Annotated in this window: 8 protein-coding genes; 4 read left to right on the forward strand and 4 right to left on the reverse strand. The window is 68.3% G+C overall.

The window, feature by feature from the left end; genetic code table 11:
• Positions 1-488 precede the first annotated feature (488 nt).
• The 3 genes from ACFWDI_RS03965 (at position 489) to ACFWDI_RS03975 (ending at position 3,039) form a co-directional block, all read left to right on the forward strand.
• Positions 489-1,148 (forward strand): helix-turn-helix domain-containing protein, encoded by a 660-nt coding sequence (locus ACFWDI_RS03965; RefSeq protein WP_385301236.1) that lies wholly within the window; start codon positions 489-491, stop codon positions 1,146-1,148.
• A gap of 151 nt (positions 1,149-1,299) precedes the next feature.
• Positions 1,300-1,584, forward strand: coding sequence for a hypothetical protein (locus ACFWDI_RS03970; RefSeq protein WP_385301153.1), 285 nt, complete (start codon positions 1,300-1,302; stop codon positions 1,582-1,584).
• 267 nt (positions 1,585-1,851) lie between these two features.
• A complete protein-coding gene (locus tag ACFWDI_RS03975; protein ID WP_385301154.1) occupies positions 1,852-3,039 on the forward strand; it encodes an aminotransferase class I/II-fold pyridoxal phosphate-dependent enzyme in 1,188 nt (395 codons plus the stop codon).
• Between the two features lie 48 nt (positions 3,040-3,087).
• Here ACFWDI_RS03975 and ACFWDI_RS03980 read toward each other — a convergent pair whose 3' ends face one another.
• The gene (locus tag ACFWDI_RS03980; protein ID WP_385301155.1) at positions 3,088-5,064 is read right to left on the reverse strand and encodes a diguanylate cyclase domain-containing protein; all 1,977 of its coding nucleotides are present in this window, start codon (positions 5,062-5,064) and stop codon (positions 3,088-3,090) included.
• 266 nt (positions 5,065-5,330) lie between these two features.
• Positions 5,331-6,686, reverse strand: coding sequence for a S1 family peptidase (locus tag ACFWDI_RS03985; protein WP_385301156.1), 1,356 nt, complete (start codon positions 6,684-6,686; stop codon positions 5,331-5,333).
• A 538-nt stretch (positions 6,687-7,224) separates the two neighbouring features.
• On the opposite strand from ACFWDI_RS03985, the gene ACFWDI_RS03990 reads away from it, so the two are divergent.
• A complete protein-coding gene (locus tag ACFWDI_RS03990; protein ID WP_385301157.1) occupies positions 7,225-10,602 on the forward strand; it encodes a pyruvate carboxylase in 3,378 nt (1,125 codons plus the stop codon).
• A 321-nt stretch (positions 10,603-10,923) separates the two neighbouring features.
• Here ACFWDI_RS03990 and ACFWDI_RS03995 read toward each other — a convergent pair whose 3' ends face one another.
• Complete coding sequence (locus ACFWDI_RS03995; protein ID WP_385301158.1) at positions 10,924-11,946, reverse strand: NADP-dependent oxidoreductase; 1,023 nt, start codon at positions 11,944-11,946, stop codon at positions 10,924-10,926.
• Positions 11,947-12,079: 133 nt separating this feature from the next.
• Positions 12,080-14,794 carry a SpoIIE family protein phosphatase gene (locus tag ACFWDI_RS04000; protein WP_385301159.1) on the reverse strand — a complete coding sequence of 905 codons (2,715 nt, stop codon included), beginning with the start codon at positions 14,792-14,794 and terminating at the stop codon, positions 12,080-12,082.
• Positions 14,795-15,093: the final 299 nt, after the last annotated feature.

Genomic DNA, 15,093 nt, shown 5'->3' on the forward strand with positions numbered 1-15,093 from the left:
CTTCGGCCCTCATCCGGGACGTTCGGTCCAAACGCCCTTCACGCGTCCCGCAGGCGGTGACCCCCCAGTCGTGCGGGACAACAGCTACAGGGCATCGGCTTCTCCCGCCATGGTTGGGGCACCATGGCCAGCTTTCGGCGTCGCCTGCGACACGGACTGAACTCTGCCGTCCATGGGACCGTCATGGCGGCAGGCCACGCCGCAGGGCCTCCCGGGCTGCCAAGTGCGCTGCGGCGACACACTCTCGTGGGCGCCGTCCCCCTGAACCGGGCACAGGGCCCCGGTCCGCCCATGGGGCCGATGAACCCCACTTGGGGAACCAACCGACCGGCCCATGCGGCAGGCCCCCATTGGGGCAGAGGCTGGATGTGGAAGAGGCGCCGCTGCGCGGCGAAGCGTCATGGATTGCCGAGGGAAGTGTTGAGCATGTCGGAGAACGAGCCGGGGCCAGCAGCCCAAGCCGGCCGGGGGGCGACATCGGCCGACGCCTGGCACAGCGCCGTGAGGAGCTCGGGCTCAGCCGTGAGGACGTAGCTCTGCGCGCAGGATCGGCACCCGGCTACCTCCAGTACGTGGAGGAACGTGCGGTCGCACCAGGCATCGGCTTCCTGCTGCGACTGGCTGACGCCCTGGAAACCACAGTGGGTGACCTGACCGGCGACGGCATGGATCTGCCACCGGGAATCGGCAGGGCGGGTTACCACTCGGAGCTGCTGGAACTCACCGCCGACGAGTGCCGTGAACTGCTGTCGACGCACGGCGTGGGCAGGGTGGCGGTAACCACTGCGGACGGACCCGCCGTCATTCCCGTCAACTACCTCGTCGTGGACGATGTCGTGGCGTACCGAACATTGCCCGATTCCGTTCCATCTGCCGCGGCAAATTTGGAGGTCGCCTTCGAGGTGGATCACATCGACGATGCGTTGAGCCAGGGCTGGAGCGTTCTCGCTGTCGGCCCCGCACGTGCCGTCACCGACCCCGAAGCCGTGCGCCGGCTGGAGGAACAGGCGTACACCACTCCCTGGGCCGGCGGTGACCGTGGACTGTGGCTGGCCATCACTCCTTCCCGCCTCACCGGACGCCGGATCCACGTCAGACAGACCCACCTGCCACCCTCCGGCGGACACCCCGCGGCTCCTGCGTCCTGACACCGCGCTGGGGTGCGCCGCCACCCCGGGCTGTGAGTCTGGACCAAGCAACTTTCGGGCAGCCCGGCCTCGCTCCGGACGCGCAGGTGTGCTGCCTTCGCAGCGGTCCGGCAACCGGGACCACTCGGCCCCCGCACCGAGCTTGTGCGGGATGATCGAAGCGCCACCTCCCGCGGTATATGAAGCAACGCGCGAGCTGGACCTGCGCACCATTCACTCGCCGCTGTTCGACCTGGTCATGTGGGCGCAGGATTCCGGACAGGCTCCGCCACAGCCCCTGTCGACGCCTCCGACGATGCGGGTGGCCGATCTGTCCGACCTCGCGGACAAGCATGAAGCGGACCAGCCCTGGGTGGCGCTCGGTGAGACCCCAGGACGGGAACTCACCTTCGGAGCCGTCGGCAAGGCATGGAAGCCCACCATCGCTGTGGGCTAGCCGTGCTCACCCGTCGCACACAAGCGCGCCAGAGCTCACGCCGTGTTCACCCACCAGTCCAGCCGTCAGCAGCCCATCATCACCAATGGAGTCCCGGTCCTGGGTCAAGATTGTCCGGGGTGATCGATTTTGACCGGGTAGAGGTTTCTTTTTATACCCCCGTGTGTCGATTCGGAAAATGTTCATTCGACTAAGGGGCTGGGAGGGTTGCCGCACGGGATGAGTCGATACGCTCGCTCAACGCCGGAAGCCCGGGGGAGGGCATTGATGAGCGTCATTGAAAAGTGCAGGGTGTACAGCCGATCCCGCGAACTCAAGAGAAGCGGGCTATACCCTTATTACCTCAACTTCAGCGAGCGGGACCGGGGCGTGGCTCGGCTTCCGGACGGCCGCGAGGTCGTCATGTGCGGTTCCAACGACTACCTGGGACTGAGCACCGACCCACGCGTATGTGGAGCCGCCGCTGAAGCGTCGCGCCGATATGGCGCAGGCTGCACGGGTTCTCGTCTCCTGAACGGCAACCTCGACCTCCATGACCACTTGGAGAAGGAGCTCGCCGAGTTCTTCGGCAAGCCCGCTGCCCTGCTGCTGACCACGGGCTATCAGACCAACCTGGCTGCTGTCACCGGTCTCTGCGGTCCGGGCGATCATGTTCTCATCGACAAGCGGGCGCACGCCTCCCTCGTCGACGCCGCTCGGCTCAGTCGGGCCAGAGTCCAGTGGTTCGCGCACAATGACACACAGGACCTGACCCGCAAGCTCGATCAGCTTCCCGAGAACGCCGGTCGGATGGTTGTGGTGGATGGCGTCTACAGCATGGAGGGCGACCTTTGCCCACTGCCTGAATTAGTGCGGGTGTGCCGGGAGTACGAAGCCACTCTCCTTGTCGACGACGCGCACGGCGCCGGTGTGTTGGCCGAGGGCAGGGGAACGTGCGCCCACTACGGGCTCATGGCGGAAGTGCCACTCGTCACGCTCGCTTTCTCCAAGGCTTTCGGATCAACTGGCGGAGCCATCCTCGGTGATGAGGACGTAATCGAGTACCTCCGCCACAACGCACGCAGCCTGTTGTTCTCCGCGAGCTTGAGTCCGGCCAACACGGCAGCCGCATCCGAGTCGCTGCGCATTCTTCAGGAGGAGCCGTGGCGCTCCGAAGCGGTGATCTCCAAGGCGGATTTCATGCGAAGGGAACTCGCGTCGCTCGGTTATTCAATCGGCGCCGGCCGAGCGCCTATAGTCCCCATCGACACGGTGGACGAAAAGCACACGCTCATGGCGTGGGATCTCCTGATCGAGCAAGGAGTGTATGTCAACGCGGTGCTCCCTCCCGCAGCGTCGCCCCGCCTGAGAAGCAGCTACATCTCGGTGCACACCGATGAGCATCTCGCGCGAGCACTCGAGGGCTTCGCCGCAGTCCGCGACCAAGTACTCAACGACTTTTTCAACTCGAACTGACCCGGAGTCAACAGCGCCACCGGCACTCTGTGCACCATCGCGCCTTTCTCACCCCGGTGAGATACAGGAATCCTCTCGGAGAATTGAAGAACTTGGGCGCTCATTGTTGTGCGTCTGCGGCCGATATGCCTGAATGCGTCCCTTGCCCGCGGCCTTGGCGCCGTACATCGCCAGGTCGGCGTTGCGCATCAATTCGGCGGGGGTGATTCCCGGGGTTGCCACCGCGAGCCCGATCGAAGCCGCGACCACGGCCTCGGTACCGGCGAGGCGGTACGGCATTGTCAAGGCGGACAGCAGCCGCTCCGCCACCTCCCGCGTGCGGGACTCGCACGCTCCGGCGTGCCCCTCCAACAGTGCGGCGAACTCATCCCCACCGAGGCGGGCAACGGTGTCCTCCGCTCGTACCGCGGCCCGCAGCCGCCGCGCTGCCTGGATGAGCAGTTCATCACCCGCTGCATGCCCGGCCGAATCGTTCACTTTCTTGAAGCCGTCCAGGTCGAGGAAGAGCAGTGCGGGTGGGGCACTGTCGGCCGACCGTTTGGCCAGAGCGTGCTTGATCCGGTCAGCGAACAGAGCACGATTGGGCAGGCCGGTCAGCGCATCGTGGAACGCCAAATGCTCCAGCCGTGCATGCAGCGCAACCCGCTCGCTCGTATCCCGGCTGTTGACGATCAACCCGTTGGCGTGACGGCTGATCGTCGACTCGACGTGGCGCCACTGTCCGTCGGCCGACCGCATCCGGCAGGACACACGACGCCCAGGGCTGTGACTGCTGAGCTCGTATTCCTCCCGCAACTGACCGACGGCCTTTGTCAGCGGCGGCAAGTCGTCGGGGTGGATGAGCAGCGGGAGGGGGGTGCCAAGCAGATCCTCGGGCCGGTATCCGAATACCTGTTGCACTGCTGGACTGATGTAGAGGAGGACGCAGTCTTCTCCAGCGACAGCGATCACGTCACTCGAACCCTGGACGAGCGTACGGAAGTGGTCCTCGCGGGTGGCCACCTCTCTCGCGAGGCAGAGACTCTCGGCATGCACCACGCCTTGACGCGCGCTCAGCGCGAGCAGCACGGTGCCTCCGACGACCGGCGTGACCACATCAAGGCGGTCGCCGGACAAGGTGTGCAGCACCACGGCCACCGCGCAAACGACTACGGGGAGGAAGGCTGCCACCACCCCCGCCACGGGCAACTCCCGCCGGTCCACGCCCAGGACACTGTCGCCGCCGGGCAGCCACGGCGCTGCGGCGATGAGGAACATACCGGTCATCGAGCATGTCTCGGTGACCGGCAAGGTCGTTGGGACGACAGGATCTGCCGAGAAGATGCGGAGCGTGTCGCTCACCGCGAAGATCGCCAGACCGACTGCCGCCACGCTGACGGACGCGCGTTGCCCGCGTCGCATGGCGAAGCGCAGGACCAGCAGCAGTCCCAGAACGAGGATGTCCGCGACCACTCGGCCGAGATCGGACAGCGCTGCCAGGACGTCACCGCCCAGATCTGCCCGATGCAAGAGGAGTACCCAGCCAAGGGTGAACAATGATCCAGCGATCATCCACCCGTCCAAGAGCCGTCGCAACCACGTGAGCACCGTGCCGCCGTCGCCGGTCGCGACCACCATCCCGGCCACGCCCAGACCGAGCGCGAGGGCGATGCCGGCCACTGCCAGCAGCTCGATCGCCGCATAGAGCATCCCGGTGGACCCCCGCAGTGCGGTTAACTGGCGCAGCACAAGCTCATGCACGCCGGCCGCGCCCGTCGATACGCCGAGCAGCAACAGGCGCAGTCGTACTCGCCCCGTGGCCGATCGTGCACGCGCGAGGATGGAGAGGACGGCCACACCGTGCGCAGTGGGCACCCCGATGTCTGCAACCAGCAGGCCCAACTGGGCGAACCGTCCGCCCACGGTCGCGGCAACCGCGGAGCCGATGCACACGGCCTGACCGACTCCGGCCACGTACAGCCAGCGGTTGCGCAGCTCGACCTGAGGCGGCCCGCCACCGTCACCGCGCTCAAGCAGCCTGTGCAACACGAACTCCCCGATTGTGCCCAGCTCAGAACCCTCGCCCCGGAATCTCCACGTTGGATGGAAATAGGGACGGTAGAAACGTAGAAGATCCCCTTCTCTAATCGGCACGTATGATAGGGAGTTCACCTGAAATAATGACGGATATCTGTACTTCCGCGACTTTGGGTGGTAGTAGGCCTCGGTGACCGCGACATCGCCGATTGCTTCTGTACGACGCCACCGGACAAACGTTTCACCGGAGAGATGGTCCGGGCCGCGCTCGAGGGTCAGCTCCAGCTTTGGGAGTACCGCATGCGGTAGCGGCGGCGATCCTGAGCAGACCAGATCGAGCGGGTGGCAATCAGTCCGACAAGACTCACCGCGATGACCACCAGTCCCGGTGCGAGGGCCCGGGGGCTGACGATTCCGCTCACCGTCGCCGGACCGTTCGCCTGTCCCGGCACGAGTGGCGAATCGGCCCCGTCGGCAGCCGACGGCTCAGCGGCAGGGTTGAGGGGAGCCTGGCCCGCGCGGTTGCCGTCTGCGGGAGCGGCGGTTCCGGTCAGGCTCACCCCGAGGGCCGCCATCGCCTTGGTCACCGGCTGGAAGTACGTGGTCCCCCCGCTGGTGCAGTCGCCGTTGCCGCCCGAGGTCACCCCGAGCGCCAGCCCCTGCGCGAACAGCGGGCCTCCGCTGTCCCCGGGCTCGGCGCAGACCGTTGTCTCGACCAGTCCGGTGACGGTGCCCTCGGGGTAGTTCACCGTAGCGTTCAACCCGGTCACCCGGCCGGAGCGCAGCCCGGTGGTGCTGCCGCTGCGGAAGACCTGCTGCCCGACGAAGGGATCGGCGGCCGCAGTGATCTGCACACCCTGGCCATCACCGACGTTCACGATGTTGGTTCCGTCGGCGGCCTGGCCGCTCTGGTACTGGATGAGGGCGAAGTCAGTACCGGGGAAGCGGCTCTCAGTGGTGGCGCCGACTTGCTGGGCGCCCCGTGTGCCTGTGAACCAGGAGGTGCCGACGGGACCGCAGTGGCCGGCCGTCAGTATGAAGTTGTCCCGGCCGTTGGTCACGTTGAAGCCTGCGGAGCATCGGCCGTCGCCGGAGAGAATCGGCTCGGCGGCGTTGACCCTGGTGGTGAATGAGCCTGTGGTCCGTTGCATCTGTACGAAGCCGCCGATCCCCTTGGCGACGTCGGACATCCGCGACCAGTCGGTGGCTGAGACGGTGCTGTCGGCCTGGACGACGACCTTGTTGGACGCGTAGTCCATGGCCCACGCGGTACCGGGCACGCGGGGTGCTTCGCTGAGCGTCTCGGTCGCCGTACGGAGTTGGCGCATGCTGTACCGGACAACCTTGGCGCGCGCCCCCGTCCGCTTGACCTCGGCCGCCGCGTCCGCGTCGGTCACCGCGACGACCTGGCGCCCGTCGGAGCCGATCCAACTGCCGGCGGTGCGTGATACGCCGAGCTCTGAAACGAGACGTGCGCCCACGTCGTTGTTGCCAGAGGTGCTGCCTGCGTCCGCTCGCGGGGCGGAGGGCTCACTCGCCACGGCGTCCGTGATCATCAGCCCGCCGCAGAGCAGTCCGCCGACGGCCGCCAGCCGCGCGATTCGCTGCAGCCTGCGTCGTGCGTGCGTCATCTCTGGCCCCTAAGTCGCTTCGAGGCGGCGCTACGAACGCCGGGGGCCCGGAATTCACGAGCCCTCCTTCCATACGTGGCGTGTTGCCATGTGGTTCAGCGCCTACCGGACAAGCCGTTGGGGATGGAACTCGCCACCTGTCCGGCCACCCCGGCGAATTCACCATCAGGTCGCCAACCTCATGGCCCTGGACCAGTCCCCCCGCCGGTCGCACAGTTGGGCCTGCTGAGCTAGCTCTGGGAGTCGACGCGTGCTGCCAGGGGGTGCGTACGGCGGTGATCACAAGCCGTCGGGTACGGTGGCCACGCCCCGGGCTCCGGAGGGCCGAGGCCGACAGCGTCGTCGGCCTTCACCGGAACGAGGCATTCATGCCCTATCAATGAGGAATGCACCCTTGCCGACCGGGATCGGCCGATGCGGTGCCCAGCCAACAGACTCATCGACATCTTCCACGAGGCAGCCGTATGCCCTTCACGGCGCCGGTGACGACATCGCCGGTCCTCTGGCCGCCCCGTCCGCGACGCAACAGGGGAGTTTGATGTTCGGCAAGGTATTGGTCGCCAACCGTGGTGAGATCGCGATCCGCGCGTTCCGCGCAGCATTCGAGCTCGGCATCTCCACGGTGGCGGTGTTCCCCTATGAGGACCGCAACTCATTGCACCGGGCCAAGGCGGATGAGGCGTACCAGATCGGTGAACCCGGCCATCCCGTGCGGGCGTATCTGTCGGTCGATGAGGTGATCAAGGCCGCGCGCAGGGCCGGGGCCGAGGCGATCTATCCCGGCTACGGGTTCCTGTCGGAGAACCCGGACCTGGCCGCGGCCTGCGCGGATGCGGGGATCACCTTTGTCGGACCGCCCGCTTCGGTACTGAATCTGACGGGGAACAAGGCTCGTGCGGTCGCGGCGGCGCGGGAGGCCGGCGTCCCGGTACTCAAGTCGTCGGAGCCGTCCGCGGACGTGGACGCGCTCCTTGCGGCGGCCGACGACATCGGCTTCCCGCTGTTCGTCAAAGCCGTCGCCGGTGGCGGCGGGCGGGGCATGCGGCGGGTCGCCGAGCCCGGCGAGCTGCGGGAGGCGATCGACGCGGCGATGCGCGAGGCGCAGTCCTCGTTCGGCGACGCGACGGTTTTCCTCGAGCAGGCGGTGGTGAACCCGCGCCACATCGAAGTACAGATCCTCGCCGACGCCGACGGCAACGTCGTGCACCTGTACGAGCGGGACTGCTCGCTGCAGCGGCGCCACCAGAAGGTCGTCGAGATCGCGCCCGCACCGAACCTCGACCCGGTCCTGCGCGAGCGGATCTGCGCAGACGCCGTCGCTTTCGCACGCCACATCGGCTATGTCAACGCCGGCACGGTCGAGTTCCTGGTCGATGAACGCGGCAATCACGTCTTCATCGAGATGAACCCGCGTATCCAGGTGGAGCACACGGTGACCGAACAGGTCACCGGCCGGGACCTGGTGATCTGCCAACTGCGCATCGCCGCGGGCATGACGCTGCCCGAACTGCACCTGACCCAGGACGACATCGTTCTGAACGGTTCGGCTCTGCAGTGCCGGATCACCACCGAGGACCCCGCCAACGGCTTCCGGCCCGACACGGGCACCATCTCCGCCTACCGCTCGCCGGGCGGACCCGGCGTACGGCTCGACGGCGGCACCGTGCACACCGGTGCCGAGGTGTCGGCGCACTTCGACTCGATGCTGGTCAAGCTCACCTGCCACGGGCACGACTTCGCCAATGCCGCCCGCCGCGCGCGCCGGGCCATCGCCGAGTTCCGTATCCGCGGAGTGGCCACCAACCTGCCCTTCCTCGGCGCGGTGCTCGACCACCCCGAGTTCCGCGCGGGCCGCATCACGACGAGCTTCATCGACGAGCACCCCGAGCTGGTCCGGGCCCGCCCGTCGGCCGACCGCGGCAGCCGCATGCTCACCTACCTCGCCGAGACGACGGTCAACCGGCCTCACGGGCCCCGCCCGGTCGTCATCGACCCCGTCGACAAGCTGCCGGCCACCTCCTTCACCGCGCCGCCGGCCGAGGGCTCCCGGCAGCGCCTCGCCGCGCTGGGGCCGGAGGCCTTCGCCGCCGAACTGCGCCGTCAGAAGGCGGTCGCAGTCACGGACACCACCTTCCGCGACGCACATCAGTCCCTGCTGGCCACCCGGGTGCGCACCCGCGATCTGCTCGCGGTCGCCCCGCACGTCGCGCACACCACACCGGAGCTGCTGAGCCTGGAGTGCTGGGGCGGCGCGACGTACGACGTGGCGCTCCGCTTCCTCGCCGAGGACCCGTGGGAGCGCCTGGCGGGAATCCGTGAGGCGGTGCCCAACATCTGCACCCAGATGCTGCTGCGCGGGCGCAACACCGTGGGCTACACCCCTTATCCGACCGAGGTGACGGAGGCGTTCGTCGCCGAGGCCGCCGCCACCGGCATGGACATCTTCCGCATCTTCGACGCGCTCAACGACGTCTCGCAGATGCGTCCCGCCATCGATGCGGTGCGGGCGACGGGAACGGCACTCGCGGAGGTCGCACTCTGCTACACCGCCGACCTCTCGGACCCGGGTGAGTCGCTCTACACCCTCGACTACTACCTCCGCCTCGCCGAGCAGATCGTGGACGCGGGCGCCCATGTGCTCGCCATCAAGGACATGGCCGGGCTGCTGCGCCCGCCCGCCGCCCGCACGCTGGTGACGGCCCTGCGGGAGCGGTTCGACCTGCCGGTGCATCTGCACACCCACGACACGGCGGGCGGCCAGCTCGCCACGCTCATCGCCGCGATCGACGCGGGCGTCGACGCTGTGGACGCCGCTGTGGCCTCGATGGCCGGCACCACGAGCCAGCCGCCATTGTCGGCCCTGGTCGCCGCTACCGACCACAGCGAGCGGGAGACCGGCCTGTCGCTGCAGGCAGTTGGTGATCTGGAGCCGTACTGGGAGGCGACCCGGAAGGTCTACGCGCCCTTCGAGTCCGGTCTCGCCTCACCCACCGGCCGGATCTACCACCACGAGATTCCCGGAGGCCAGCTGTCGAACCTGCGCCAGCAGGCGATCGCGCTGGGCCTCGGTGACCGCTTCGAGCTGATCGAGGACTGCTACGCGGCGGCGGACCGGATGCTGGGCCGTCTGGTGAAGGTGACTCCCTCGTCGAAGGTCGTCGGCGACCTGGCGCTGCATCTCGTCGGAGCCGGGGTCGAGGCCGCGGACTTCGAATCGGACCCGGGCAAGTTCGACGTACCCGACTCGGTAATCGGATTCCTCCGCGGTGAACTGGGCGACCCGCCCGGCGGCTGGCCGGAGCCATTCCGCACCCGCGCTCTGCACGGCCGTCCGGAGAAGGCCGAGACGCCGACGCTGTCCGACGAGGACCGGCAGGGCCTTCGGGAATCGCGCCGGGCGACGCTCAACCGGCTGCTCTTCCCCGGCCCGACCAAGGAGTTCGACGCCCACCGAGAGGCATACGGCGACACCTCCGTCCTGCCCACCCGGGACTTCCTCTACGGCCTGGAGCCTGAGACCGAGCACACCGTCACGCTCGAACCCGGAGTCACCCTGCTGATCGAACTGGAAGCCATCTCCGAAGCCGACGAGCGGGGCTTCCGCACGGTGATGGCCACGCTCAACGGACAACTGCGGCCGGTCCCGGTCCGGGACAAGTCCATCGCCACGGAGGTCAAGGCGGCGGAGAAGGCCGAGCGTGGCAACGAGCGCCATGTCGCGGCCCCCTTCGCCGGAGTGGTCACCCTTCAGGTGGAGGAGGGCGCCTCGGTGTCCGCCGGCCAGACCGTCGCCACCATCGAGGCAATGAAGATGGAGGCTTCCATCACCGCCCAGACCGCCGGCACGGTGAGCCGGCTCGCGATCGGCAAGATCCAGCAGGTCGAGGCGGGCGACCTGCTCATCGAGATCAACTGACGCTCGTGGTGAAGGGGTGGCCTGGTGAAGGGATCTCCGGGCCACCCGTAGGGGCCTGACCATGAGACATCGTGGCCTGGCAGTCGCGCTGCTGGACTCGTACGTTCCGACGGGTGCGGGCAGCGGGGAAGCTCCCGACGAGCCCGGCGCTCCGACGCACTGCAGACGGGCGGCGGGCGCGCGCCGCTCCGCGTCGCCGGGCAGGGTCACGCCGGTATGCGGGCCCTGCGGTGCCCCTCCGCTGCGCGGGGGCGGCCCGGGGCCCGGCCGGAGGGAGCGCGCCCCCTGCGTCGGCCGGGCCCCGGGCCGCTCAGGTGTCTCTCATGCGTCCTGCTGGTCCGCCACTTCCAGGACGAGCTTGCCGTGGTTCTCGCCGCGGAAGAGCCGCAGCAGGGTGTCGTGGAACGCCTCGATCCCGCCCTGTACGACGTCCTCCCGCGTCTGCAGTTTCCCCTCCGCCAGCCACCCGGCCAGCTCGGCAGCGCCCTCGGCGTACCGGTCGGCGTAGTCGAACACCACCATGCCGGTCATGGTGGCGCGGTTCACCAGCAGGGACAGGTAGTTGGCGGGGCCCTTGACCGGCTCCACACTGTTGTACTGGGAGATCGCGCCGCAGATGACGATGCGGGCGCCGCGCGCGAGCCGGGTCAGCACCGCGTCGAGGATGTCGCCGCCGACATTGTCGAAGTAGACGTCCACACCGTCGGGGGCCAGCTCGCGCAGCGACTTCTTCACATCGTCGGTCTGATAGTCGATGGCGGCGTCGAAGCCGAACTCCTCCACCAGCATCCGGCACTTGCGCTCGCCGCCGGCGATGCCGATGACCCGGCATCCCCTGATCTTGGCGATCTGGCCCACCACGCTGCCCACGGCTCCGGCTGCGCCGGATACGACGACCGTCTGGCCGGTCTCCGGGCGGCCGATGTCGAGCAGTCCGAAGTAGGCCGTCATACCCGTCATGCCCAGGGTGCCGAGGTATACCGGCAGCGGCGCCAACTTCGGGTCGATGCGTATGACGCCCCTGCCGTCCGAGACGCAGTACTCCTGGACGCCGAAACCGCCCGACACATAGTCGCCCTCGGCGAAGCCGGGGTGCCGGGAGGCGATGACCCGCCCGACCGCACCCGCGCGCATCACCTCGCCGAGCTTCACTGGCGGAATGTACGACTTGCCCTCATTCATCCAGCCGCGCATCGCCGGGTCGAGCGAGAGCTGCAGCACCCGCACCAGCAGCTCGCCCTCACCCGGCTCGCCGACCGGCTCCTCGGTCCGTTCCCAGTCGGTGGGCCGGGGCAGCCCCACCGGGCGAGCGGCCAGACGGACTTGGTGGTTCATGCGGCTCATACGGGCTACTCCTCGACGTGGTGACCGACTGGTCGGTATGTCACGCACGAATCTAGCTCCCACCACCCCGCCCGGCAACGCCCCCTGGCCCCGGATACCGGGGCACGCTCACCGACGGCCACGCTCCCGCCGATCAGGGCAGCGACAACTCCGCCCAGATGACCTTCCCCTGGGGGGTGTAGCGGGTGCCCCAGCGTTCGGCCATCTGCGCCACGAGGAACAGGCCGCGGCCTCCTTCATCCATCGTGGCCGCGTACCGCAGATGGGGCGAGGTGCTGCTGCCGTCGGAGACCTCGCAGGTCAGGGTCCGGTCGCGCAGCAGTCGCACGGTGACCGGTGCGGAGCCGTAGCGGAGAGCGTTGGTGATCAGCTCGCTGAGCACCAGCTCCATGGCGAACGCGAGCTCGGACAGACCCCAGTCGTCCAGCGTCTCTGCCACGGCGGCGCGCATCCCTGCCACGGCGGCGGGATCGAACGGCACGTCCCAGTTGGCGACGTGGTCGGGCGGGATCGCCCGTGTACGGGCGATGAGCAGCGCCACGTCGTCCTTCGGCCGGCCGGGCAGGAGCTCGTCGAGCACCGCCTGACAGCTCTCCTCCGGCGGCCGGTCGGGATGGGACGCCAGGGCCTGACGCAGCAGCTCGATCCCCACGTCGATGTCCCGGGTGCGGTCCTCGATGAGCCCGTCGGTGTAGAGGACGAGTTGTGTGCCTTCTGCCAGTTCCAGTTCGGCGGTCTCGAACGGCATACCGCCCAGGCCGAGGGGCGGCCCGGCCGGCAGATCGGGGAACGACACAGTGCCGTCGGGGTGGACCAGCGCGGGCACGGGGTGCCCGGCCCGCGCCATGGCGCAGTGGCGGGAGACAGGATCGTAGATCGCGTACAGACAGGTGGCGCCCGTGACCCCCGCACCGGCGGCCGCCTCCACCTCCTCCTGGTCGATGCGCCCGACCAGGTCGTCGAGATGGCTGAGGATCTCGTCGGGCGGCAGGTCGAGCGTGGAGAAGTTGTGCACCGCCGTGCGCAGCCGTCCCATCGTGGCCGCCGCGTGCAGGCCGTGGCCGACGACATCCCCGACGACCAGCGCCACGCGACTGCCCGGAAGCGGGATCACATCGAACCAGTCGCCGCTCACCCCGGACAGCGCGGGCAGGTAGCGGTGGGCGACCTCGAGGGCGCTCTGCTCGGGCAGGGCCCGCGGCAGCAGGCTGCGCTGCAGAGCCACGGCCAGGGTGTGCTCACGGGTGTAGCGGCGGGCGTTGTCGATGCTGACCGCGGCCCGGGCGACCAGCTCTTCGGCCAGGGACAGGTCGTCCTCCTCGAACGGCTGGGGCTTCTCCGAGCGCCAGAAGTTGGCCACGCCCAGGATGACCCCCCGCGCCTGGAGGGGCACGGTGATGAGCGAATGGATGCCGTACTCGACGATCATCTGTGTCCGCTCCGGGTCCTGGGCACGCCAGCCGGGCGTGGCGGACAGGTCGGGCACCAGCTCCGGCCGGCCGCTCCCGAAACCCCGTGCCTGCGGTGTGGAGGGGAGGAAGTCGATCAGGCGGTCGAGTTCGTAGAGGGGATGGTCGTCCCGGATGCCGTGGACGGCGGTGCGGCGCATGTCCGTGGCCGTACCGGCCGGCTCCTCTCCGCGCAGCACAGGGTCGGCCAAATCGACGGTGACGAAGTCGGCGAATCGGGGGACGGCGACCTTCGCCAGTTCCTCGGTCGTACGCACCACGTCGAGGGTGGTCCCAATGCCCAGACCGGCGTCGTACAGCAGTCTCAGCCGCTCGCGGGCGATCTCCGCCCTGCCGTACAGCGCCCGCAGCTCCGTGGAGTCACGCAAGGTCGCGACCGTCCCCTTGGGTCCACCGTGACGATCCGTGGGCCGCTGGTTCACCGCAAGCAGCCGCTCCCCGGCCAGGTGCACCTCGTCCGTGGCCACGCGGCCCGAGGTCAGCAGCTCCACCGTGGGGGGATCAAGACTGGGCAGCTCCGAGATGTGCCGTCCCTCGGCATCGGACGGCAGTTCCAGCAGCCGCCTGGCCTCGTCGTTCGCCAGCAGCAGCTGACCTTCGGTGCCGACGATGAGCACACCTTCGCGGACGGAGTGCAGCACGGCGTCGTGATGCTCGTACATGCGGGTCATCTCGGCCGGGCCCAAACGGTGGGTCTGCCGCCGCAGCCGCCTGGCCACCAGTGCCGTCCCGCCCGTGGCCAGGGCGAGCGCGGCCGCTCCGGCACCGAAGATGATCGGCAGCTGCCGGTTCACCACGCTGGTCACGTTCTTGACCTTCAAACCGGCGGACACCAAGGCCACGACTTTGCTGTTGTTGTCGAAGATGGGGACGGTCGCCTGTACCTCGTGGCCGAGCGGGCCGTGGACGCTCTCTGTGTACACGTGGCCGGCCAGCGAGGGCTCGATGGTGCCGACGAATCTCTTCCCGATCCGGTCCGGCTTCGGATGCGTGTAGCGGATCCCCTTCGTGTCCATGACCACGATGAAGTCGACGCCGGCCGCCTTCCGCCCCGCCTCGGTGAGCGGCTGGAGCACCTTGGAGGGATCAGGGGTCTTCAGGGCGGCCAGAACCCCCGGAGAGTGCGCGAAGGTCTCCGCGACGGCAATGGAACGGTTCTTCGCCTCCCTGCTGCTGTCGAGTCGGGACTGCAGCACAAGCGCGAGCACCGCGGTCGCCACGAGCAGCACCACCACAGCCACCTGCAGGGCGAAGACCTGCCCGGCGACGCTCCGGGGATGCTTGTCGGTCAGTGACCGAACCGGTGAGCTCCGGAATCGGCCGAAAAGTTTGACCACGCTGACCTTTCTAGCACCGCATGGTGCTCTGCGGCCAAACATTGATGGTCTGCAGACGGGTCGAGGGCTGGCTCTTCACGGGGCACCGAAATCATTGCAAGGCGGTGGGGTCGGGGGCTGATCACATCAAGGTGCGTTCAGTGCCGGACGCCCCCTTCTGCAATTCCACCCGACAACCCCTCCGCCGCCCACGCAAGTCAGGCAGGCCGACCACACTCGGGCAGTCCCGAATCTCAAGCACGGTTGCAGTACGGGTACTCCAGCAGCGCTTCGCCATTCCTGCTGGTCAAGGTCCTGATTTTGAGTGTAGGTCGTTCCTGGTGCCGCAGCCGTGATGGCCC

Origin of the sequence: Streptomyces sp. NPDC060064 (assembly GCF_042736455.1) — a bacterium.
GTDB lineage: Bacteria > Actinomycetota > Actinomycetes > Streptomycetales > Streptomycetaceae > Streptomyces.

What these genes read in the sequence shown, in the direction of transcription:
- ACFWDI_RS03970 (WP_385301153.1), top strand. Translation starts at nt 1,300, where the DNA reads ATGATCGAAGCGCCACCTCCCGCGGTATATGAAGCAACGCGCGAGCTG.
- ACFWDI_RS03975 (WP_385301154.1), top strand. Translation starts at nt 1,852, where the DNA reads ATGAGCGTCATTGAAAAGTGCAGGGTGTACAGCCGATCCCGCGAACTC.
- ACFWDI_RS03985 (WP_385301156.1), bottom strand. Translation starts at nt 6,686, where the DNA reads ATGACGCACGCACGACGCAGGCTGCAGCGAATCGCGCGGCTGGCGGCC.
- ACFWDI_RS03990 (WP_385301157.1), top strand. Translation starts at nt 7,225, where the DNA reads ATGTTCGGCAAGGTATTGGTCGCCAACCGTGGTGAGATCGCGATCCGC.
- ACFWDI_RS03995 (WP_385301158.1), bottom strand. Translation starts at nt 11,946, where the DNA reads ATGAGCCGCATGAACCACCAAGTCCGTCTGGCCGCTCGCCCGGTGGGG.
- ACFWDI_RS04000 (WP_385301159.1), bottom strand. Translation starts at nt 14,794, where the DNA reads ATGTTTGGCCGCAGAGCACCATGCGGTGCTAGAAAGGTCAGCGTGGTC.